This is a genomic window from Haloarcula mannanilytica (assembly GCF_005406125.1).
GTDB lineage: Archaea > Halobacteriota > Halobacteria > Halobacteriales > Haloarculaceae > Haloarcula > Haloarcula mannanilytica.
Genome location: NZ_BIXZ01000001.1, coordinates 505,742 through 528,754 on the forward strand (window position 1 = coordinate 505,742; position 23,013 = coordinate 528,754).

18 protein-coding genes are annotated in these 23,013 nt (G+C 64.2%); 9 read left to right on the forward strand and 9 right to left on the reverse strand.

Annotated features, from left to right (window positions below; translation table 11 throughout):
- Nucleotides 1-270: 270 nt before the first annotated feature.
- From Harman_RS21350 to Harman_RS02490, 5 genes are all read left to right on the forward strand, one after another.
- Nucleotides 271-441 (forward strand): hypothetical protein, encoded by a 171-nt coding sequence (locus Harman_RS21350; protein WP_004515716.1) that lies wholly within the window; start codon nt 271-273, stop codon nt 439-441.
- Between the two features lie 102 nt (nt 442-543).
- Nucleotides 544-1,257, forward strand: coding sequence for an archaeal proteasome endopeptidase complex subunit beta (psmB, locus tag Harman_RS02475; RefSeq protein WP_394347810.1), 714 nt, complete (start codon nt 544-546; stop codon nt 1,255-1,257).
- Nucleotides 1,258-1,387: 130 nt separating this feature from the next.
- Nucleotides 1,388-2,755 carry a phosphopentomutase/phosphoglucosamine mutase gene (locus tag Harman_RS02480; RefSeq protein ID WP_137682238.1) on the forward strand — a complete coding sequence of 456 codons (1,368 nt, stop codon included), beginning with the start codon at nt 1,388-1,390 and terminating at the stop codon, nt 2,753-2,755.
- Nucleotides 2,756-2,819: 64 nt separating this feature from the next.
- Nucleotides 2,820-3,206 (forward strand): cytidine deaminase, encoded by a 387-nt coding sequence (cdd, locus tag Harman_RS02485; RefSeq protein WP_137682239.1) that lies wholly within the window; start codon nt 2,820-2,822, stop codon nt 3,204-3,206.
- Nucleotides 3,203-4,027 carry a nucleoside phosphorylase gene (locus tag Harman_RS02490; RefSeq protein ID WP_137682240.1) on the forward strand — a complete coding sequence of 275 codons (825 nt, stop codon included), beginning with the start codon at nt 3,203-3,205 and terminating at the stop codon, nt 4,025-4,027. Before cdd ends, Harman_RS02490 begins: the two co-directional genes overlap by 4 nt.
- 204 nt (nt 4,028-4,231) lie before the next feature.
- On the opposite strand, the gene Harman_RS02495 is transcribed toward Harman_RS02490, so the two are convergent.
- Nucleotides 4,232-5,401, reverse strand: coding sequence for an NAD(P)/FAD-dependent oxidoreductase (locus tag Harman_RS02495; protein ID WP_137682241.1), 1,170 nt, complete (start codon nt 5,399-5,401; stop codon nt 4,232-4,234).
- Nucleotides 5,402-5,537: 136 nt separating this feature from the next.
- Entirely contained in the window at nt 5,538-6,071 is a 534-nt protein-coding gene (locus tag Harman_RS02500; protein ID WP_004515710.1) for an Rrf2 family transcriptional regulator, read from the reverse strand.
- 110 nt (nt 6,072-6,181) lie between these two features.
- Between Harman_RS02500 and Harman_RS02505 the strand changes: the two genes are divergently transcribed.
- The gene (locus Harman_RS02505; RefSeq protein WP_137682242.1) at nt 6,182-7,099 is read left to right on the forward strand and encodes an NAD-dependent epimerase/dehydratase family protein; all 918 of its coding nucleotides are present in this window, start codon (nt 6,182-6,184) and stop codon (nt 7,097-7,099) included.
- A 56-nt stretch (nt 7,100-7,155) separates the two neighbouring features.
- Nucleotides 7,156-8,070: an arginase gene (gene rocF / locus Harman_RS02510; protein ID WP_137682243.1), complete on the forward strand. Its 915-nt coding sequence runs from the start codon at nt 7,156-7,158 to the stop codon at nt 8,068-8,070.
- On the opposite strand, the gene Harman_RS02515 is transcribed toward rocF, so the two are convergent.
- The 3 genes from Harman_RS02515 to gyrB form a co-directional block, all read right to left on the reverse strand.
- Nucleotides 8,071-9,117 (reverse strand): FAD-binding oxidoreductase, encoded by a 1,047-nt coding sequence (locus Harman_RS02515; RefSeq protein ID WP_137682244.1) that lies wholly within the window; start codon nt 9,115-9,117, stop codon nt 8,071-8,073. It abuts the gene before it with no gap.
- Nucleotides 9,118-9,318: 201 nt separating this feature from the next.
- Complete coding sequence (gene gyrA, locus Harman_RS02520) at nt 9,319-11,769, reverse strand: DNA gyrase subunit A (protein WP_137682245.1); 2,451 nt, start codon at nt 11,767-11,769, stop codon at nt 9,319-9,321.
- Nucleotides 11,766-13,694 carry a DNA topoisomerase (ATP-hydrolyzing) subunit B gene (gyrB, locus tag Harman_RS02525; RefSeq protein WP_137682246.1) on the reverse strand — a complete coding sequence of 643 codons (1,929 nt, stop codon included), beginning with the start codon at nt 13,692-13,694 and terminating at the stop codon, nt 11,766-11,768. Before gyrB ends, gyrA begins: the two co-directional genes overlap by 4 nt.
- A 139-nt stretch (nt 13,695-13,833) precedes the next feature.
- Between gyrB and Harman_RS02530 the strand changes: the two genes are divergently transcribed.
- Nucleotides 13,834-16,224, forward strand: a complete 2,391-nt coding sequence (locus tag Harman_RS02530; RefSeq protein ID WP_137682247.1) for a DNA topoisomerase VI subunit B — start codon at nt 13,834-13,836, stop codon at nt 16,222-16,224.
- A gap of 1 nt (nt 16,225) precedes the next feature.
- Nucleotides 16,226-17,332, forward strand: a complete 1,107-nt coding sequence (locus Harman_RS02535; RefSeq protein WP_137682248.1) for a DNA topoisomerase IV subunit A — start codon at nt 16,226-16,228, stop codon at nt 17,330-17,332.
- Nucleotides 17,333-17,420: 88 nt separating this feature from the next.
- Here the strand turns inward: Harman_RS02535 and Harman_RS02540 are convergent, their stop codons facing one another.
- The 4 genes from Harman_RS02540 to Harman_RS02555 form a co-directional block, all read right to left on the reverse strand.
- Nucleotides 17,421-17,975 (reverse strand): DoxX family protein, encoded by a 555-nt coding sequence (locus Harman_RS02540; protein ID WP_137682249.1) that lies wholly within the window; start codon nt 17,973-17,975, stop codon nt 17,421-17,423.
- 77 nt (nt 17,976-18,052) lie between these two features.
- On the reverse strand, nt 18,053-18,799 hold the full coding sequence (locus Harman_RS02545) for an MBL fold metallo-hydrolase (protein WP_137682250.1): 747 nt from the start codon (nt 18,797-18,799) through the stop codon (nt 18,053-18,055).
- 63 nt (nt 18,800-18,862) lie between these two features.
- Nucleotides 18,863-20,527, reverse strand: coding sequence for an ATP-dependent DNA ligase LigA (gene ligA / locus Harman_RS02550; RefSeq protein ID WP_137682251.1), 1,665 nt, complete (start codon nt 20,525-20,527; stop codon nt 18,863-18,865).
- A 38-nt stretch (nt 20,528-20,565) separates the two neighbouring features.
- Nucleotides 20,566-23,013 carry a type II secretion system F family protein gene (locus Harman_RS02555; protein WP_137682252.1) on the reverse strand — a complete coding sequence of 816 codons (2,448 nt, stop codon included), beginning with the start codon at nt 23,011-23,013 and terminating at the stop codon, nt 20,566-20,568.

The following is a 23,013-nucleotide window of genomic DNA, read 5'->3' on the forward strand; positions in this document are numbered from 1 at the left end:
CTAACTCTCGTGGCCCGACTATTCGATAGTTTTGATTCGCCCCCGGTGCGCACGTCACCCTAACTATCTCCATAACTTATGCGAACCAGCCGCCTGCCTCACGCCCCCATTATGTCAGTTCGGGGGCTCGTTCCGATGGCAGCCGACTATCTCATGGGTCTGAGCAAACCGCAAGACTGCGGCCCGATTTTTCCTCATTATCTATAATAAATAACTGAAAGTCGGCGACAAGACTTATATACCAGACTCACTCTGGATGGACCGAGGAAGATGGTAGCTCGACTGTACTCCGCAACGCTGTTCGCACTGTACCAACTCACCCTGCTGCTGGGCATCATGCTGCTGCCGGTGGCGATGGTCACGGAGCAGTTCGGCCTCCGACTGCCGATGGACCGGGCCGTCTCGGGACTCAACGAGGCCTACGACCAGGCGAGCGCGTAAGACGGGACAGCCGATAGACACCTGCCCGGACGGTGGCGGTCAGGCTCATCAGGAAAAGAGGTTTTATCAGCGCCGGACTGGTATCGGAGTGTAATGCGAGATATGACTCCGGGGCCGGAGCTTTCTGGACCCCAGGCTGCTGCGGAGTTCCAGAGCGACCCGTACGCGCCCGAGGTCGGCGAGCTCCCCGAACAGTCCACACAGGATTCGGAGAAGGTGAACAAGACCGGAACGACCACCATCGGCATCAGCACGTCCGAGGGCGTCGTCATCGCGACGGACATGCGCGCCTCGCTGGGCGGTCGCTTCGTCTCGAACAAGAACGTCCAGAAGGTCGAGCAGATCCACCCGACGGCGGCGCTGACCCTCGTCGGCAGCGTCGGCGGCGCACAGTCGTTCATCCGGACGCTTCGCGCCGAGGTCAACCTCTACGAAGCCCGACGCGGTGAGGACATCAGCATGAAGGCCCTCTCGACGCTGGCCGGTAACTTCGCTCGCGGTGGCCCCTTCTTCGCTATCAACCCCATCCTCGGCGGCGTCGACGACGACGGTCATCACGTCTACTCCATCGACCCGGCCGGCGGCGTCATGAAAGACGACTACACCGTCACCGGCTCCGGGCTCACCGTCGCGTACGGGACGCTCGAAGACCGCTACGAAGCGGACATGACCAACGAAGAAGCCAAGGAAGTCGCCGCCGCCTCGATCAAGGCCGCCGCCGAGCGCGACACCGGCTCCGGCAACGGCATCTACCTCGCCGACGTGACGGCTGAGGGCGTCGACATCAACGGCTACGACTTCGACGAACTGCTGTAATCGGACTCTTTTCCCGTCTCTTTTGTGCCGTTTGGGTCGGACACCGCAGTTCTCGACCGGCCGCCCACACGGCGACCCTGAACTGACGTGCGAACGAGAGAATTATACGGTCGGCTTCCGCATCGCCGGTATGGAACTGTTCGGGACCGCGGGAATCCGCGGTGATGTCGTATCGAAGGTGACGCCGGACCTCGCGTTGCGAGTCGGGCAGGCCACCGGCCGGGACGGCGAGACGTTCGTGCTGGGGTACGACGGCCGCGTGACCTCGCCGGCGCTCGCCAATGCGATGGCTGCCGGGCTGCAAAGCGCCGGTGCACGGGTCATCAGAATCGGCCGCGTTCCGACGCCGACACTGGCGTACGCCTCGCAAGGCCGGCACGGCGTGATGATCACCGCAAGCCACAACCCGCCGACGGACAACGGCATCAAGGTGTTCGCTGACGGCACTGAGTACGGCGACGACGATGAGACACGTATCGAGGGGCGAATCGAGGACGGCTCAACGCCGACAGCCTGGCGCGATTGGGGCGATACGGAGTCGGTGGACTACCTCGACGAGTACCGAGACGCTGTCGCATCCTACGCCGAGTCACTCGGGGGCGACCCGTCAGGGCTGACGGTCGCCGTCGACTGCGGGAACGGGATGGCCAGCGTGGCTACGCCACAGGTCCTCCGGGAACTCGGGGCCGACGTGCTGGCGACGGAGGCCAACGTCGACGGGACCTTCCCCGGCCGCGAGAGCAAGCCGACGCCGGAGACACTTTCTGACTTCCGGCGGTTCGTGGCAGACACGGATGCTGACTTCGGCTTCGGGCACGACGGCGACGCCGACCGCATCGTCGTGGTCGACGCTGATGGCGACGTGATTCACGAGGACACGATACTGGCGATGCTCGCCGAACACTACACGCGTGCCGCGGACGCCTCGGATCCGGTGGTCGTGACGACGCCCAACGCCTCCGGCCGCATCGACGAGCGTGTCGAGGCCGCCGGCGGCCGCGTCGAGCGCATCCACCTCGGTTCGCTCCACGTTGGTATCGCGGACGTTCGCGCGGACGCGACCGACGAAACCGAGGTCGTCTTCGCCGCCGAACCCTGGAAGCACATCCACACCGCCTTCGGCGGCTGGATCGACGGCGTCGCCAGCGCAGCCGTCCTGACGCGCCTGTTTGCCGAGGAGAGCGTCGCCGACAGGCGGGCTGTCATCTCCGAGCGGCCCTACGAAAAGGTGAGCGTCGAGTGCCCCGACGACGCCAAGGCCGAGACGATGGCGCGACTCGAATCCAGTCTCCCCGAGACGTTCCCCGAGGCCGACGTGTCCACCGAGTACGGCGTCCGGCTCTCCTTCGACGACGGGTCGTGGACGCTCGTGCGCCCGAGCGGCACCGAGCCGTACGTCCGGGTGTACGCCGAGAGCGACGACATCGACGCGCTGGTCGCAGACACCACACAGGCAGTTCGGGATGCCGTCGCCGCGGTCAGTGCCGCCGACGCCTGATCCCGAGCGCCCGACCGCCGGCGAGACCGACAGAATTTCTACGCGGCCCGCCGACGCCCAGAGCATGGACGACCTCCTCGACGCAGCGAGAGACGCAATGGATGCGGCCTACACGCCGTACTCTGAGTACACCGTCGGCGCAGCACTGGAAACGAGCGACGGCAGCGTCTATACCGGCTGTAACATCGAGAACGCGAACTACAGCAACAGCTTACATGCCGAAGAAGTCGCTATCGGCGCGGCTGTCAGTGACGGCCACCGGTCCTTCGAGCGTGTCGCCGTCACCTCGGGCAAGCGCGACGGCGTTACCCCCTGTGGAATGTGTCGCCAGACGTTCGCCGAGTTCTGCGACGAATCGTTCGAAATCATCACCGACGGCGACGAGCCAACGGTGTACGAACTCGGCGACCTCCTGCCGAACACGATTACCAGCGAGCACCTCGACAAATGACAGGCGACAGCGAAGACCCGAACGACGACGTACAGTACCATCTGGAAGTGAGCGAAGACGACGTGGCCGACAGCGTCCTGCTGCCGGGAAATCCGGAGCGCGTCGAAAAGGTCGTCGACTACTGGGACGACCACGAGGTCGTCGCCGAACACCGCGAGTACCGCACGGCGACGGGCACCCACGACGGGACGCCAATCTCCGTGACCTCGACGGGCATCGGCGGGCCGTCAGCCGCCATCGCGCTGGAGGAACTGGCCCGCGTCGGCGCTGATTCGTTCATCCGGGTCGGCTCCTGCGGGGCCATCCAAGAAGAAGCCAGCATCGGCGACCTCGTCATCACGACCGGCGCGGTGCGACAGGAGGGAACCAGCAAGGAGTACGTCCGCGAGGACTATCCGGCCAGCGCCGACCACCGGGTCGTCTCGGCGCTCGTCGCCGCCGCCGAGGAACTCGGTTACGACTATCACCTCGGCGTCACCTGTTCGACGGACAGTTTCTACGCCGGCCAGTCACGCGCCGGGTTCGAGGGGTTCGAGGCAAGCGGCAGCGACGAACGCATCGCGGCGCTCAAAGAGGCCGGCGTCCTCAACTTCGAGATGGAGGCCGCGACGATTCTCACGCTTGCGAACCTGTACGGCCTGCGGGCCGGCGCTGTCTGTACGGTGTACGCCAACCGCGTCACCGGTGAGTTCCGCACCGAAGGGGAGCGCAAAGCGGCCAAATGTGCCAGCCTCGCCGTCTCCTATCTCGCCGAGATGGACGCCGCTGTCGAGGAAGCCGACTCCGACGGGTGGCACGCCGGTCTCTCTATCGAGCGCTAGGGTTCGCTACTGGCGCTAAGTGTGAGCGGGTGTGGTTGTAGTGCGGCGACGAAGGGAGCAGCATACCGCGCCTTCGGCGCGGTTTCACTCCGAGCGCGCTCGCAGAGCGCGACTCGGAGGTCGTTTTTAGCGTAGATTTTTGCAAAGGGGGGTTCCCGTAGCGCCGGAGGCGCGAGGAACCCCTCTGCAGTAAAAAGGTACTCGCTACATGTCGGGCCAGGCCTTGGCAGCCCGGCCGACACCGGTCACGTCGTTGATCCAGCGGGCGGCAATCGCCTTTTTCAGCAGTTTCGCCGGTAGCCCGCCAAACGTCTCGATGGGCATGTTCATCACGTCGTGGGCGACGGCTTTCTCGCCGACAGAGACGACCGTCCCTTTGTCTTTGTGCGTCCAGGTTTTGAGCGGCTGGCCTCGCACGGCGCGAGCGAGGTTCTCGCCGGCGACCTCGGCGGCCTGCCAGGCGGCCTGAGCGGTTGGCGGCGCGGGCTGGTCGCCAGGCTGGTCGATCAGCGCCGAGTCACCAATCGCAAACACGCGCTCGTCATCGGTCTGGAAGTTCCCCTCAGCGTGGACGCGGTGGTTGCGCTCGTCCTTGTCCAGGTCGACATCCTGCATGCAGTCCCGGCCGGTAATGCCGCCGGTCCAGACCAGCACCTCGTAGTCCAGTTCGTCCTCGTCGCCGATGTAGACCGTCTCCTCGTCGACCTCGCCGATGAACTCCCCGCATTTGATGTTCACGCCGGCCGCTTCCAGACGCTTGCGCAGGGCACCCTGGAGTTCCGGATCGCTGTTGGGCAGCACCTGATCGAGACCCTCAACGAGGTGAATATCGATGGGCGCGTTGTGTTCGTCGCGGAACTCGGCGACCTCGCCGGCGGTCTGGATGCCGGACAGGCCAGCGCCGCCGATGACGACCTGTGCGGGGTCGTTGGTGGAGGCCTCACGAGCAGCCTGCTGAATGTTGTCGTGGATTTCGAGCGCGTCGTCGAGGCTCTTGAGCGTCAGCGCGTGCTCTTTGAGCCCGTCAATGCCGAAGAAGGCCGTCTGCGAACCCAGGCCTACAAGCAAATAATCGTACTCCACAGTATCGGACTCGGCGAGGGCAATCTCTTGAGCGTCGGTGTCGATATCCACAACCTCGTCCTGAATGAACGCGGTCGAGGGCTGCTTGATCTCGTGAACCGGAATGGCGATCTTCTCCTGAACGCTGGGATCCCGAATACAGCGGTGGGACTCGTGCAGCACCAGGTGATAGTCCGTCTCAGAAATCCAGGTGACATCAACATCAACCTCCCCATTCAGTTCGTCTTCGAGACTCTTGATCGTCCCAGCCCCCGCATACCCTGCACCGAGTACGACCACGTTCTCTGTCATAGTGGTGACTCCGCAACCGACTGATACAAACCCTTTGAAATCGCTCTCAGCGTGGAAAATTCTACAGAGATAATGGTGGAGGTTACGAGACGGCTCCGTTGCCGTGGCCGCAGGAAAGCAGTTAGAAACCTCCGGATTAGTGTTCCGGCTCGCCCGCCGGAGCCCGCATATCGTCGATAGCGAGGATGAGTTTGTTGTTGGTGTCGTCCTTGCCTTCGAGCGTGCCGATGATCTGGAGCTTCGACAGCGGTGTCGGGCCGACCGTCACCGAGTCGCCCTCGTGGAACTCGGACATGGTTCCCTGGAGCTGGATCTCCGCACGACACTCCTCGGGGTGGTGGACGCTGGTCAGGTCGATCTCCTCGACGTTCGAGTGTTCGACGAGTTCGCCGTTGTGGCGCAGGGGGACCTCCGCGGCCTGGTCCATGTCCTGAATCTGGAGCGCATCGTAGGCGTTTGCGGTGGGCTTGTACCCACCTTTGGGGCCGGGGACGCCTTCGACCAGTTGCAGGGCTTTGAGGCTCTGCATCTGGTTGCGAATCGTGCCGGGGTTGCGGTCGACCTTCTCGGCGATGTCCTCGCCCTTGACCGCGCTTTCGCTTTCCCGATAGAGATTTACCAGTTCCTGTAGAATGTTCTTTTGACTGGGTGTCAGTTCGATAGATGACATAATTTGTTGTTCGGTATAGCCGTCCTTAAATGCGACGGTAAAACGTCTGGAACTGCCATAGAATCGCCGAAAACGATACTACTTTATTCCGTCGAGAACATGACACAGATATGGAAAGTCAACGCGTTCTGGTGACCGGCGGTGGTGGGTTCATCGGTGCGAATCTTGCGAACACTCTGGCCGAGAACAACGATGTCATTGCGCTCGACGACGGCTACCTCGGGACGCCGGAGAACGTATCAGAAGACGTAGAGTACGTCGAACGGAGCGTTCTCGACGACGACCTGCCGACCGACGTTGACGTGGTGTTTCACCTCGCGGCACTCTCTTCGTATGCGATGCACGAGGACAATCCGACCCACGGCGCTCGCGTGAACGTCGAAGGGTTCGTCAACACGGTCGAGCAGGCCCGTGACGACGGCTGTGATACCATCGTCTACGCCTCGACCTCCTCGATATACGGGAGCCGGACGGAGCCGTCGCCGGAAGACATGGACGTGACGGTCAACACCGGCTACGAGGCCTCGAAGATGGCCCGAGAGACGTACGCGGAGTACTTCCAGAACCACTACGACCTCACGCTGGCCGGGATGCGCTTTTTCTCGGTGTACCAGGGCTACGGCGGTGCAGAGGAACATAAAGGCGAGTACGCCAACGTCATCGCCCAGTTCGCCGATGACCTGGCGAACGGCAACGCACCGAAGCTGTACGGCGACGGCGAGCAGACCCGGGATTTCACCCACGTCGACGACATCGTCCGCGGGCTCGTCATGGCCGCCGAGCACGAACTGAACGGCGTGTACAACCTCGGCACCGGCGAGGCCTACGACTTCAACACCGTCGTCGAGTTGCTGAACGACGAACTCGGGACGGACATCGAACCGGAGTACGTCGAAAACCCGATTCCCGACGACGTGTACGTCCACGACACCTGTGCCGACTTCTCGAAGATGCACGAGGCGACGGGCTGGGAACCGGAGATCAGTTTCGAAGAGGGTATCGAACTTGTCTGTGCGCCGTACACGTAAGCCGCGAACGAACGGGCAAACACTGATATTTAGGGCCGGCCCGTGGAAGCGACGGTATGGAACAACAGGTTCGGATCCTCGGCGTTCCGATGGACCTCGGAGCAGACCGCCGTGGCGTCGACATGGGGCCGTCGGCGATCCGGTACGGCGGACTGGCCGACCAACTGGCGAGTGCCGGCATCGACTGCATTGACGGCGGCGACATCGCCGTGCCGCGACCGGAGGAGTCGGACCCGGATGCGGGCGGGCTCTCGTCCGGTCGGGCCAAGTTCTTCAGAGAGACGAAAGAAGTGTGCGAGGACGTGGCGACAGCCGTCAATGCCACGCTTCTGGAGGGCCAGTTCCCGCTCGTGCTGGGCGGCGACCACTCCATCGGCATCGGAACGATGGCCGGTGCGGCCCGCGACGACGAGGAGCTGGGCGTCATCTGGTTCGATGCCCACGGCGACTTCAACACGCCGGAGACGACGCCAAGCGGCAACATCCACGGGATGTCGCTGGCGGCCGTCCTCGGGGACGGGGCGTTTGCGGACCACGACTGGGCGCACACCCCCGAAATCCGTGAGGAGAACGTCGTCATCGTCGGCTTGCGGGACGTGGACGACGGGGAGCGCCGCCGGCTGTACGAAAGCGACGTGACCGCGTTTACCATGTCGGACATCGACACCCGCGGCGCGCCGGAGGTCGTGGCAGAGGCACTGGAGATCGCCACCGACGGCACAGACGGGATGCACGTCTCACTCGACCTCGACTGGCTCGACCCGACGGAAGCGCCGGGGGTCGGCACACCGGTCCGAGGCGGGGTCTCCTACCGCGAGGCCCACATCGCAATGGAGTACGTCGCCGAACACCACGACCAGTTGCGCTCGATGGAGATGGTCGAGGTAAACCCGATTCTCGACGAGCACAACCGTACCGCCGAACTGGGCTGTGAACTCGTCGCCAGCGCCTTCGGCAAGCGCGTGCTGTAGTTATCCGAACCCCTCGTACTGCATCTCGGACTCGGGAATCCCAACGCTTCGGGCAGCCCGGACCAGCGTCGACACCATCGCGCTGATGCCACAGGCGTACAGTTCGACGTTCGACGGGTCGATGCGGGCGTCGACGCCGGACTGGGGGCGCTGGCTTCGAACAGACTCGAACCGCTCCGGCAGATCCGCGCTCTCCAGGGCGTCGCGTTTTACGTGGTTGACGAACACCGACTGGACGTAATCGGTCGCGCCGTCCCAGTCGGTCAACAGTGGTTCGCGCGTAAGCGTGGGGACGAAGTGGAAGTGGTTGTACTGGGCGTCGAGCCGCCGAAAGTGCTCACGGTGGGGGAGGTCGTCCTCCCAGCCACAGCCCAGAAACAGCCAGATGTCACGGGGCTTGCCGTCAACCACGTCCCGCCCTTGCTCGAACGTGTAGTCGATCATGCTCTTGAACGGCGCGACGCCGGTCCCGGTCGCCAGAAAGACCATGTCCCGGCTCGATGGCGGGTCCAGTACCATGTCGCCGTTCGGTCCGCGGACGACGACCTCCTCGCCGACGCGGACGCGTTCGAACAGCCCGCTGGTGAGCTTTCCGCCGGGGACCAGCCGGATGCAAAACTCCAGTTCGTCCTCGCTCGGGGAGTTCGCCAGCGAGTACGCTCGCGGCGTGTTCCGGAGCCGGAGCGTGACGTACTGTCCAGGCGCGAAATCGAGGTCCACGTCGGGCTTGACACGGAGGCGCAACAGCGAGGGGTAGGGACGGTCGAAGCGCTCGGCCAGCGTCTCGATCCGCGCGAGCCGCCGTTTCGACGCCCCGGCATCGCGCAGGCGGTCGAGCAACGCCGGCCACTGGATTGTCGATCCGCTCCGGGCAGCTGCCAACCACGACCGCTCTCCGACAGGGGCGATCTGCTCCCGGACCGCAGACAGCACCTCGTTGTTGCGGTTGCGGTCCATCGGCTCGACGAGCGTCACCCGCGCGCCCTCGGTGACCAGCGGCAACTGCGCCGCCCGGTCGTGCTGTGAGAGATGCTTGGGCAGATCCATAACCGGGGTACGACGCCGACACCTGTATGTCTGCCCCACCACCTTTTTCATCGTCGCCGTTCCTCGCTCGCTTTGCTCGCTGCGGGGACGGCTCCTCGAAAAACGTGGGGAAAAAGGCGCGAATCGCTCCGCGATTCGCGTGAAACTCGGCGCAAGCGCCGAGTATGCTAGCTACTATTGGTCTGACGCCGCGTGGTCCGTCTATTCGCTATTATCTGCTGGCACGACCGTCACGCTCGCCACACGGTCGTCGTCTTCGAGTCCCATGATAGTCACACCCTTCGTGTTCCGGCCGACCTGCGACACGTCGCCGGCGCGGATACGCATGATCTGGCCCTGTTCGGACATGATGACCAGGTGGTCCTCGTCGGTGACGGCCTTGGCCGTCGACACCAGCCCGTTCCGGTCGTCGGTCTTGATGTCGATGAGGCCCTTGCCGTAGCGGGACTGGGTGCGGTACTCCTCAAGTTTGGTGCGCTTCCCGAAGCCGTGTTCGGTGACGGTCAACAGCGACCGCGGGTCGTCGTCGTCGGTGGCAACCATCGCCGCAACCTTGTCGTCGTCCTGCAGTTTGATGCCGTTGACACCGCGGGCGGAACGGCCCATCTCGCTGACTTCGCTCTCGCTGAAGCGGATGGTCATTCCCGCCTCCGTAGCGATGACGAGGTCACCGGTGCCGTCGGTGACTTCCACGTCGATGAGTTCGTCGCCGTCTTCGAGTTTGGCGGCGATGATGCCGGTCGTGAGGATGTTCTCGAACTCCGAACAGCAGGTCCGCTTGACGTAGCCGTTCCGGGTCACCATCGTGATACACTCGTCGTCCTCGAACTCGTCGGTGGAGACGACGGCGGTCAGCTCCTCGCCGTCATCGAGGTCGATGAGGTTGATGGCGGACTTGCCTCGCGCTGTCCGGGACATCTCCGGAATCTCATAGGTCTTGAGCCGGTAGACCTGTCCCTGGTTGGTGAAACAGAGCAGGTAGTCGTGGCTGTTGGCCCGGAACACCTTCGAGACGCGGTCGTCCTCCTTGGGGTCGGCCCCGATAATACCCTTGCCGCCGCGGTTCTGGGGGTCGAAGTTCTCGACTGGCATCCGCTTGATGTAGTCGTCCTCGGTGATGACGACGACGCAGTCCTCCTCGGGGATGAGGTCCTCGTGAGTGACCTGGCCCTCGTCCTCGATGATGCTCGTCCGGCGGTCGTCGTCGTACTCGTCTTTGACCTCATGGAGTTCGTCGGCGATGACGCTGTCGAGCTTCGCACGGCTGTTGAGGACAGATTCGAGGTAGTCGATAGTGTCCTGCACGTCCTCGTACTCCTCTTCGATCTCGGCCGCTTCCATCGAGGTGAGCGAGCCGAGTTGCATCCTGACGATGTGGGCGGCCTGTTCCTCGGAGAACTCGAACGATTCCTGCAGGCCGGACCGAGCCGCGTCGCGGTCCTCGCTGTTGCGGATGAGTTCGACCACGTCCTCGACGTTCTCGAGGGCCTTCAGGCGACCTTCGAGGATGTGGGCGCGGTCTTCGGCCTCAGCGAGGTCGTACTCGGAGCGGCGTCGGACGACCTCGCGGCGATGGTCGATGTAGTGCTGGAGGCTCTCCTTCAGCGATAGGACCTCGGGCTGGCCGTCGACCAGCGAGAGGTTGATGACGCCGAAGGTGGACTCCAGATGGTGGTCGAGCAGGCGGTTCTCGACCACGTCGACGTTCGCCCCGCGCTTGAGTTCGATGACGATGCGGACGCCGTTGCGGTCGGACTCGTCCCGCAGGTCGGCGATGCCCTCGATTTTCCCCTCGTTCACGTCGTCGGCGATGCGCTCGACGACGCGGGCCTTGTTCTCCTGGTAGGGAAGTTCGCTGATGACGATGCGGCCTTCCTCACGGTCGACCTCGTATTCGGCGCGGACCCGCAGGCGGCCGCGACCGGTCGCGTACGCCGAGTAGATGGCGTCGCGGCCGACGATGTTGCCCCCGGTCGGGAAGTCCGGCCCCTTGATGTGTTCCATCAGGTCTTCGACGGTGCAGTCGGGGTTTTCCAGCAGGTGGACCGTCGCGTCGACCAGTTCGCCGAGGTTGTGCGGCGGGATGTTGGTCGACATGCCGACGGCGATGCCCGACGAGCCGTTGAGCAGAAGGTTCGGGACTTTCGACGGCAGCACGTCCGGTTCCTGCAGGCGGTCGTCGTAGTTGCTGGAGAAGTCGACGGTGTCTTTCTCGATGTCTTCGAGCAGTTCCTCTGCGATGGGGGCCATCCGGGCCTCCGTGTACCGCATGGCAGCCGCCGGGTCGCCGTCCATCGAGCCGAAGTTCCCCTGGCCGTCGATGAGCGGATACCGCATCGAGAAGTCCTGTGCCATCCGGACGAGCGTGTCGTAGATGGCCGAGTCGCCGTGTGGGTGGTAGTCACCCATCGTGTCCCCGACAATCGAGGACGACTTCCGATGGGCGGAGTTCGAGGAGACGCCCATCTCGTGCATCGCATAGAGGATACGCCGGTGGACGGGCTTGAGGCCGTCCCGAACGTCCGGGAGCGCCCGGCCCGCGATGACCGACATCGCGTAGTCGATGTAGGACTGCTCCATCTCGTCCTCGATGCGGACGTGCTTGATCTGCTCTGCCGGCGCGTTCGCGTCGTCTGGTACGTCCGAGCTCATATGTCGACCCACTCCGCTTCAGGCGAGTGCTCCTTGATGAATTCCTTGCGCGGTTCGACGGCGTCGCCCATCAGGACGTTGAACATCTTGTCCGCGGCCGCGGCGTCCTCGATGGTTATTTGCTTGAGAATCCGGTTGTCGGGGTTCATCGTCGTCTCCCAGAGCTGTTCGGGGTTCATCTCGCCCAGGCCCTTGAACCGCTGGACCTGGGTGGGGTTGCCGTCGCACTTCTCCTCGATGATTTTGTCTCGCTCTGCGTCCGTCATCGCGTCGTAGGTGTTCCCCCGGTAGCGAATCCGATACAGCGGCGGCTGGGAGGCGTAGACGTAGCCGGCCTCCAGCAGCGGCTTCATGTGCCGGTAGAACAGCGTCAACAGGAGCGTCCGGATGTGTGCTCCGTCGACATCTGCGTCGGTCATCAGGATGATCTTCTCGTAGCGCAGGTCCTCGATGTCGAACTCGTCGCCGATACCGGTCCCCAGCGCGGTGATGAGGTTCCGTATCTCGTTGTTCTCTAGAATCCGGTCCAGCCGGTGTTTCTCGACGTTCAGAATCTTCCCTTTGATGGGGAGGATGGCCTGGAACTCCGGGTTCCGGCCCTGTTTGGCGCTGCCGCCCGCGGAGTCACCCTCGGCGATGAACAGTTCGGCTTCCTCGGGGTCCCGCGTCTGGCAGTCCGCGAGCTTCCCGGGCAGTGCCGTCGAGTCGAGTGCCGACTTCCGGCGGGTGAGTTCCTCGGCTTTCTGTGCGGCCTTCCGTGCTTTCGCGGCCTCGACGGCCTTCCCGACGATGGCCTCGGCGGTATCGGGGTTCTCCTCGAAGAAGGTCGCCAGGCCGTCGTGCATGGCCGACTCGACGATCCCGCGGACCTCGCTGTTGCCGAGTTTCGTCTTGGTCTGGCCCTCGAACTGCGGGTCGGGATGTTTGACAGAAATGACGGCCGTCAGCCCCTCGCGGATGTCGTCGCCTTTGAGCGTGTCGTCGAGGTCTTTCAGCAGATTGTTGTCGGTCGCGTAGTCGTTGACCACGCGTGTGAGCGATGTTTTGAACCCTGTGAGGTGTGTCCCGCCCTCGCGTGTGTTGATGTTGTTGGCGAAGGCGTGAATCGAACCCTGGAGGTCGTCGGTCCCCTGCATGGCAATCTCGACCTGGACCGGTCCCTCCGTGATCTCCTCTTCGTCCTCGAAGTAGATGACATCGCGGTGGAGCGGGTCCTTGGTCTCGTTCAGGTACTCGACGAACTCCCGGATGCCGCCGTCGTAAGCAAACGTCTCCGTTTCGCCGTCGCGCTCGTCGCCGATAGAGATAGCGACACCGGAGTTGAGGAAGGCGAGTTCCCGCAATCGGGACGACAGCGTCGAGAAGGAGAACTCGCCGGTCTCGAAGATCTCGTCGTCGGGCCAGAACCGGACCGTCGTCCCCGTCTCCTCGTCGGGTTCGAGGTCGCGGACCTTCTTCAGGTCGTACTCCGGTTTGCCGTGGTCGAAGCGCTGCTTCCAGAGCGCGCCGTCACGGCGGACTTCGACTTCGAGCCACTTCGAGAGGGCGTTGACGACGCTCACACCGACCCCGTGGAGACCCCCGGAGACCTGGTAGGACTTGTTGTCGAATTTCCCACCGGCGTGGAGAATCGTCATCACGACCTCGACGGCCGGACGGCCGTGTTCTTCGTGGGTGTCGACGGGGATGCCACGCCCGTCGTCGCTGACAGAGACAGAGCCGTCGTCGTGAATCGTTACGTCGATGTTGTCACAGTAGCCGGCGAGCGCCTCGTCGATCGCGTTATCGACCACCTCATAGACGAGATGGTGGAGACCGCGAGCGTCCGTCGACCCGATATACATCGCGGGCCGCTTCTGGACGGCTTCCAGCCCTTCGAGGGTCTGGATCGACTTTGCGCCGTACTCATCAGACTCTCCTGACATAGGAACTTACCCGTGCTAATACAGGGGAACGTATAAAGCTCCCGCACGCGCGCGGGAGCGTGATTTCGGGCGACGGCGTTCACTTTCACCGCGGTGGCGATTACCTTATAACCCCGACGCGGGTACGTACCGCACGACAATGACCTCGTATCAGTCGCGGCTCGGCGAGGGCGAGGGGATCGCCGAGGAGTTGGCCGAGTCCCAGCGGGCCATCTCCATCGCCGAGTTCTTCGAGAAGAACAAGCACATGCTGGGCTTCGACTCGGAGGCCCGGGCGCTCGTCACGGCCGTCAAGGAAGCCGTCGACAACGCGCTCGACGCCTGCGAAGAGGCCGGTATTCTCCCCGATATCTACGTCGAAATCCAGGAGTCCGGCGACTACTACAAGTTGGTCGTCGAGGACAACGGCCCCGGCATCACGAAGGAACAGGCACCGAAAATCTTCGGGAAGCTCCTCTATGGCTCCCGTTTTCACGCCAGAGAGCAGAACCGCGGGCAGCAGGGAATCGGGATTTCTGCAGCCGTGCTCTACTCGCAGCTCACCTCCGGCAAACCGGCGAAAATCACCTCCCGGCCGAAGGGCCAGGACGAGGCCCAGTACTTCGAACTCATCGTCGATACGGACACGAACGAACCCGAAATCAGCGTCGACGAGACGACGACGTGGGAACGGCCCCACGGAACGCGCATCGAACTGGAGATGGAGGCCAACATGCGGGCCCGCTCGACGCTGCGGGACTACATCCAGGACACCGCCGTCGTCAACCCCCACGCGCGCATCGAGTTCGACGAACCGGGGCTTGACGAGTCCCTGAAGTTCGAGCGGGCCGAGCGCGCTGAACTCCCCGACGAGACCGAGGAGATTCGCCCCCATCCACACGGCGTCGAACTCGGGACGCTCCTGAAGATGCTCGAAGCGACGGATTCGTACTCGGTTTCGGGATTCATGCAGGAGGAGTTCACCCGCGTCGGCGGGAAGACCGCTGACAGCGTCATCGCGAACTTCAACGACCGCCACTACGGCCGCGGCATGGCCTGGCAGCCGCCGAAGGTCAACGAGGACGCCGACATCGAGGCCGCCGTCGAGGACGCCGTGGCGAACAAAGGCGCTGAAACCACTGCGACGTTCGCCGCCGCCGTCTCCGATGCCATCCACGACCGCGACCGGGTCGCGTACCACGAGGTCGAATCTATCGTCGACGAAGCCGCCGACGAGGCCGAGGCCGACGGCGACACCACCTTCGGTGCGACAGTTCGAGAAAACGCCGTCGACGCCGCCTGGGTTGCCGTCACCGACGAACTGACCGCCGACCTCTATGCCCTCGTCGACGATGTGACGACGAAACGCAAAGACGACGCCGCAATCGAAGGGCTAGCGAGCCGACTGGCCGACAAGTTCGCCGACGAGGGCCGCCACCAGTTGACTCGCGACGAACTCCGTGGCTACATCGACCGCGCGGCCGACATGACCGAGGAGCAGGACGACGCCACCTACGGGGATACAGCCCGCGAGAACGTCTTCGAGGCGCTCTGGACGGCCGCCGAGGGCGTTCCGGAAGAGCCACCGAAAGTCGCCGATATCGCCGACGACCGCGACACGGCCAGTGAACTCCTGTCGGCGATGCGTGAGACGGACATCATCGCGCCGCCGACGGACTGTCTCTCCCCGATCAGTTCGGAACTGGTCGAGGAGGGGCTTCGCAAGGAGTTCGACGCGGACTTCTATGCCGCATCGACCCGGGACGCGTCGGTCCACGGCGGCGACCCGTTCATCGTCGAGGCCGGCATCGCCTACGGCGGCGAACTCGAAGCCGAAGGACCCGTCGACGTGATGCGATTCGCCAACCGCGTCCCGCTGGTGTACCAGCGCGGGGCCTGTGCGACGACGGACGTAGTAAAATCCATCCGCTGGCGAAACTACAACCTCGACCAGCCCGGCGGCTCCGGCATCCCGAAGGGACCGGCCGTCATCATGGTCCACGTCGCCTCGACGAATGTTCCCTTCACCAGCGAATCGAAGGACGCCATCGCCAACGTCCCCGAGATGGAAGACGAGATCGAACTCGCCATCCGGGAGGCCGCCCGCGAACTCAAGAGCTACCTGAACAAGCGCCAGTCGATGCAACAGCGCCGCGAGAAACAGGACAAACTGGCGACCATTCTGCCGGAGATGGCCGAGAAACTCACTGAAGTGACCGGCAACGACGACCTCCACATCGACGACTCGCTGGCCCGCATCATGAACAACGTCCTCGTCGAGCGCGAGGTCGAAGACGGCACCGTCCGGGTCCACATCGAGAACAACGACGACACGAACGCGGACGTGGAACTGACCGACATCGTCACTGCCGAACCGCAGGACACCAACGGCGCGACGGTCGTCGAGATGGACGGCGAGTGGTTCGTCAAGTGGTCCCCAACTGTGGGGGCCGGCGAGACCGCCGTGCTGGAATACAGCGTCGCCGGCGAGGCCGAGTTCACCGTCTCGGTCGACGGCATCGAAGACGAGAAACTCACGGTGAACGCCTGATATGAGCACCGATTCAGACACCACACCAGACACCGAGGAAGCGCGCGAGCAACTCATCGACCTCGCGGCGGACTTCTACGACCAGTTCGCCGACGGCGAGGTCCCGACGATGACCATCCCGACCCGGACCAAATCAAACATCGTCTTCGACGAGGACGAGCAGGTCTGGGTGTACGGCGACCGGAACTCCACCCGGTCAGCGAAGACGATATCCGGAGCCGAGAAGATTCTGAAGGCGGTCTACACCATCGACTTCCTCTCTCAGCAACTGGAGGAGGACCGCTCCTCGACCCTGCGTGAACTGTACTACCTCTCGGAGTCCTGGGACCTCGACGAGGCCCAGTTCAACACGCAGGACGAGTCGAACAACCTCATCGAGGACCTCGAAATCGTCTCCGACGTGAAACGCGAGGACTTCCACATGCGCCCGGAGGAGTCCGGCGCGAAGGTGATGGGACCGCTGCTCCTCCGAGAGCAGACCAATCGCGGCGACCGCGAGATCCACTGTCAGGACGACGTGGGACAGGGCGGCTACCAGATTCCGAACAACCCCGACACCATCGAGTTTCTCGACAACGACGCGAAGTTCGTCCTCTGCGTGGAGACCGGTGGGATGCGCGACCGCCTCGTCGAGAACGGCTTCGACGACGAGTACGACGCCCTGGTCGTCCACCTCGGCGGCCAGCCCGCGCGGGCGACCCGGCGGCTCATCAAGCGCCTCCACGACGAACTCGGCCTCCCGGTCACGGTGTTCACTGACGGTGACCCGTGGTCGTACCGCATCTTCGGGTCGGTCTCCTACGGCTCCATCAAATCGGCCCACCTCTCGGAGTACCTGGCGACCCCCGAGGCCCAGTTCATTGGCATCCGCCCGGAGGACATCGTGGAGTACGAACTGCCGACGGACCCGCTGTCGGACTCCGACGTGAACGCCCTGGAGAGCGAACTGGAGGACCCACGCTTTCAGACGGAGTTCTGGGAGGAACAGATCGAGCTCCAACTGGACATCAACAAGAAGGCCGAGCAGCAGGCGCTCGCGTCTCGAGGGCTGGACTTCGTGACGGACACGTATCTGCCCGAGCGGCTGGACGAGATGGGGCTACTGTAGGCACGCGACTGGAGGACTGTCCAGCGGGCCGCAGTATTCAACAGCTGTGTGCGCTCACCGTCTTGGCTAGGCTGTACTAACGGACAGGTCAGCCGAGGACGTATCGCGCCCACGGGTAGCGGTCGACAAGTGGGACGCCGTTGATTTCGTACTGTTCGATGTAGGCATCGAGGCCGAAGATCCGTCCGGCACCGAATGCAGCGACTGAGAGGAAGACGAGCATGTACGCGAAGTCGCCGTTGATGTAGCCGTGGGCGATGTCCCAGTTGCCGAAGTAGAACATCACCATCATAAACGCGCCCCAGAACGCCGCGAGCCGGGTCAGACAGCCGGCGATCAGTCCGAGTCCGATAAACAGCTGCCCCCAGGGAACTGCGACGTTCACGAAATCCATGAACCAGGGCGTCTGTGCCATCGAGAGAAAGAGACCTGTCAGCGGACTGCCGTTCGCTGCCGGCGCGTTCTGGAGATACCCTGCGGCACTGAATCCGCCGCCAAGCAGTTTGTCCGAACCGGCCTGCAGGAACGCGAGGCCCATCATCAAGCGGAGCGCCAGGATAAACCAGACGCTCAGGGTGTGTAGCTTCCCTTCCGCGGTCAATCCGCCGACTGTGCTTCGCAGGTCTACTTCTGTTGAAGACATAGTCACAATTCCAATGACAATTTATAAATAAGTACCCCCCACCCACACGGACCAGGAATTCGCGACACTACTCCGTCTCAGTTCTCGTCCAGTACGACCGGCACGCCGCGTTTCGCTACGTCCTCGGCGAACGCCCCGGAATCCCCTTCCAGCGACTCGAACGTGTTGTAGTGCATCGGCAACACGAGATCCGGGTCCATCTCCTCGGCGAGGTCGGCGGCGCTGTGGCGGTCCATCGTGTAGTTCTTGGCGATAGAGGGGACGAACAGCGACACGTCGAGTTCGGCGTGGCCGTCCAGCACGTCGCTGTCGCCGGGCCAGAACACGCGGGTGTCGCCGATGGCGACGAGGAAGCCACAGCCGATGCCCTTCGGGTGAATCGGGCTGCCATCGTCGTTGACGTTCGGGCCGTCCTCGTGGTTGTAGGCTGGCATCGTCCAGATGGGCACGTCGTCGACCAGGATGTCTGCCTCCATCCCCACTTTGCGGACCTCGTAGTCGAGGTCGGCCAGGCGGTCGAGGTCGCGGTCGGTCGCGTGGACGTTGATGCCCTCGAACGCGACGACGGTGGCGTCGTCGCTGGCGACGCGGCGGATGCCGTCGGGGTCGTAGTGGTGGATGTGGGTGACACAGACGATATCGCCGTCTTTCGGGGCGTAGTCCTGCGTCGGTGGGTGACCGATACCGTCTTTATGCGGTTCCCACTCGCCGGTGAGAACGCCGTAGCGGCCGGGGTCGAAGTAGACGACCGTGTCGTCGCCTTCCAGCCGCAGCGTCGCGTAGCCGAGCCACTCCGCAGTGATGCCGTCGTGTCGGACTGTCATGTGTCCCGCTTCTCAGAGGGGACCATTACGCGTGTCGGTCCGACCTGCCGCAACTGGCCCTGATTAGCCGTCGCCCGCCAGTCGGTCGACCCGTTCCAGCGAGTCGGCGTCGTCCGGGGTCTTGTCCTCGCGGACCGAAAGAAACCGTGGGAACCGGAGCGCATAGCCCGAGTCGTAGGACTGGGAGGCCTGTATCTCCTCGTAGCCGACCTCGAAGACAACCGCCGGGTCAAGGGTCACGTCGCGGCCGTCCTCACTGCGGATGTGCGGTTCGAAGCGTTCCGTCAGGTCCTCCAGTTCCGCGTCTGTGATACCCGTGGCGACGTTGCCAACGGTGGCGTAGCCGTCGTCGGTCCGCAACGAAAGTTCGAACGACCCGAGGACGTTCGCCCGGCGGCCCTCGCCCCACTCCGCACCGGTGACCACACAGTCGAGCGTCTCCACGTCGGGCTTTCGCTTGCGCCAGTGCTTGCCCCGCTTGCCCGGCGAATAGCTCGCAGATGGGTCCTTCAGCATGATACCCTCCTGCCCGGCGGCGAGGGCGTTCGCCTCCAGGTCCGCGATTTCATCGGAGTCGTCGGACAGCCACATCTGCGAGACAATGTCGCTGTCGGCCGGGAACAGCGATTCCAGGCGGTCGTGGCGCGTCTCCAGCGGGGCATCGAGCAGGTCCTCGCCGTCGGCGTGGAGGCAGTCGAATGCGTGCAGGCGGACGGCCACGTCCTCGCGGGCCGCGGCCACGTCGTGTTTCCGGCGGAAGCGACGCAGCACCTCCTGGAACGGAAGTGGGTCACCGTCCGCGTCGACCGCGACCACCTCGCCGTCGAGAATCGCCGGTGCGTCCAGCGTCGATTCGACGGCCTCGACCACCTCCGGAAGCGGGTTCGTGACTTCTTCCATGTTCCGGGAGAACAGCCGGGCGTCCTCGCCGTCGAAGTGGACCTGCACGCGAGCGCCGTCGTACTTCCACTCGACTGCGGCGCGGTCCCAGTCTTCGAGCGCGCCGGCCACCGTCCCGGCCTGGGCCAGCATCGCCTGGACCGGGCGGCCGACTTCGAGCGTGATGGTCGCCAGTCCCGCCTCGCCCTCCTCGCGGGCCACCTCGGCGACCATGCCGTAGTCGTTTGACACCTGCACGGCCCGTTCGACGGCGTCGACCGGCACGTCGAAGGCGGCCGCGACGGCGTCCCGGACGGTCCCTTCGCCGACGCCGATGCGCATTTCCGAGAGGACGAGGCGTGCGAGGTAGCTGGCTTCCGTCGGGGAGCACCGCGAGAACAGGCCAAAGAGGATGTCGACTTTCGTCCCCTGGCTCCCGCTGCCGTCAACTGCCGCCAGGTCCCGGAGCGTTGCATCGACTTCGGCGACGGTCAGCGCGTCGCTCCCGCCCCCGCCTGCGCCGAAGGCGGCGAGGCCCCGCTGGCCGCCGAGGTCGTAGCTGGCCGCGACGGCCCCGATCTCGCCCATGTCGGCGAGTCGCCCTTCCACGTCGTCGGCGCTGACGTTCTGCCCCGCAGCGCGGGCGATAGCTTCGTAGCAGAGCCGCGGGCCGATATCGAGCGTGCGGGACTCGTAGGCCGGGAAGACCCGGCCCTGGACAAAGCGGGCGAGCGTCGGGAGGTCCGGACCGGCCGCTTGGAACAGATCGGTCACCGCCTCGGTGATTGCGGTGTCGGCGCTCTCGGCTTCGATTTCCTCGGCGCGGTCTGCGAAGGCGGCGAACTCCATCAGCCCACCGTACCCGATTGGGCACCGTAAATCCAGCGTCACTCGACCGTGTGTTCGACGGTGACGTTCTCGCCGGCTGTCGATGACGCGTACGGCCGGTCCGGCGACCCCGAACCGCCGTCGAAGGGGTAGTCGAGTTGCTGGTTCCCGTTGGTGTCCTGGTGGGCGACCAGCACGAGCGACTGGCCGGACGACGGCGGTCTGTCGAGGGTAATCCGTACGTCGCTGTGGCTTCCGGAGGGGAGGTACTCGGAGGTCCCGAGCATGCGTCCGTCTTCCTCGTACTGGCGGACGACGATGAACCCGCCCTCCGAGAGCGACGCCGATTCGACCGTGATCTGGTCGCCCGAGACGGCGGGGCTGGTGACCGTCATCGACGCAACCGGCGAGGACAGCAAGATGAAGGCGACGTAGGCCACGCCCAGCAAAATTGCGGCGTGTTTCGCGCCGTCCTTGAGCGTCCCTTCGCCGAGTTGGCCGCCGATGAAGCCGGTCAGGACGGCCTGAATGAGGGCGGTGTGGAAGAACACGAGCGTGTACGCGGCCTTGTCGACGCGGCCAAAGCGGGCGAACTGGTCGACGCCGACGCCGAGGCGGTTCGACTCCCCGGCCGGCATCGGGACGCTGGACGGGAGACTCGGGACGAGTACCTCCTGAACGGCGACGATGATGACCAGAAACACCATGAACGCGACGTAGATGACGACGAGATACGTGATCATCTGCTGGCGTCTACGGCGCTTCAGCCGGAGATCCGCCCGCGACTGGGTGGCCGCGATGCGGAACACCGGGCCGAGCTGGCCCGAGGCGTGCATCGCGTGGGTCAGCAGCGTCACGATGCGCGTGATGGCCGTCGTCTGGACCCGGCGGCCGAACCGAACGAGCGCGTCGTCGACGTTCGCACCCATCCTGATGTCGGCCCAGATGCGGTGCATCTCCTGGGTGAGCACGCCGATATCGCTACCCCGGACCCGGCGGAGGCTCTCCACGACGGTCATCCCGGCCTCGTTCAGACTCGCCAGCCGTTCGAGCAGGTCCGGCGTCGCGTCCTCGATACGGGACAGTCGCCGGGTGTAGACGTATCGGACGAGCGCAAAGGGTCCCAGAACCAGCAGGACCGACTGGATAACGAGGTCGTCAAGGAGACGGATATTGACCGTCGACGACTGGAACGCCGCCGGAGCGCGAACGAGTAGCAACACAAGCGCCAGGGGAACGGCGAGATAGAGGACGTACACCGGGTTCCAGACCAGCGACTGGATGGGGGAGCGGAGCAGGTCCCGGATCGATTCGACGCGGTCGTAGAACCGGAGCCGGAGCCAGTTCGCCTCGTCGGCCGGGGCGACGCCGCCGTCGGTCAGGCCGAGCCGGCCGGTCCCGAGACCTGGTTTCCCCAGGGTCGCCGTCTCGTACCGCTCCAAAACGTCAGTGGTCCCGGTACTGCCGATGCCGAGCGACTGGAGCTTACTGTCCAGATACACCATGAAGCCGACGTTGGCCAGCGGAATGACGAGATACGCCATCATCTGCAACAGCCAGAGCGTGTCCGTCGTCGTCAGGCCGAACACGAGCAGAATCGTCATCAGGAACAGGACGGCGGCGACGAAGACGGTGACGTACGCCTCGGCGACCGTCGCCAGCCGTTCGAGCAGGTCCTCCTGTCGCTCGGCGGCCTGTTCCTGATGGCGCTCGTACTGCTCGCGGAGGAACGGGGCCAGCGACTGGCCGCTCTGGAGGACGCTGGAGAGGTTTTCCGTGAAGGTCTTGAACTGTTCGCTGGGGGTCCGCCGGGAGACGTGTTCGAGCGCCGAGATCATGTCCTGCCCGAACAGGTCCATCTCCCTGACGGCGACACCGACTTCCTTCGCCGTATCGCCGTAGATCTCCTGATTCCGGGCCAGTACGCGCAGCACGTCCGGGAACGACATCCCCCCGCGGGAGAGCGCGTACATGAAGGCGATGGTGCGGGCCATCCCCTCGTCGATGTTCCGGCTCCGCACGTCCGCCTGATTTTTCAGCCGTTCCCACCGATAGAGGTACGTCAGACCCGCCGTCGACCCGCCAGAGAACACGCCACCGCCGATGAGGATGTAGAGCGTCTCTGTCGGCGTCAACACGAGTTCGAACGTGCGCAGGCCGAAGGCGGTCACCATCGTCGAGGGGAGTCCCTGTGCAAGGTCCACCAGCGCCGGCAGAATCAACAGCAGGCCGCCGATGGCGTACGCGCCGGTGATCGCCCCGGCGACAGCTCCCACACAGGCGTACACCAGCGTTCTGGCGGCGTAGCCGCGGTAGGTCTCGTCGACGTAGGCGGCTTCGAGCTGTCGTTCGCGCTTTGGCGACGCACCCACGTAGCGGCCAAAGAGCCGGCGAGACAGCCGCGTGACGGTGCGGTCGAAGCGCTCGTTGACCGTACTGTAGCCGATAAGTCCGAGAATCCCGACGACAACGGCAAGCGGTGCCAGACCGAGCGGGTTCAGCGCCAT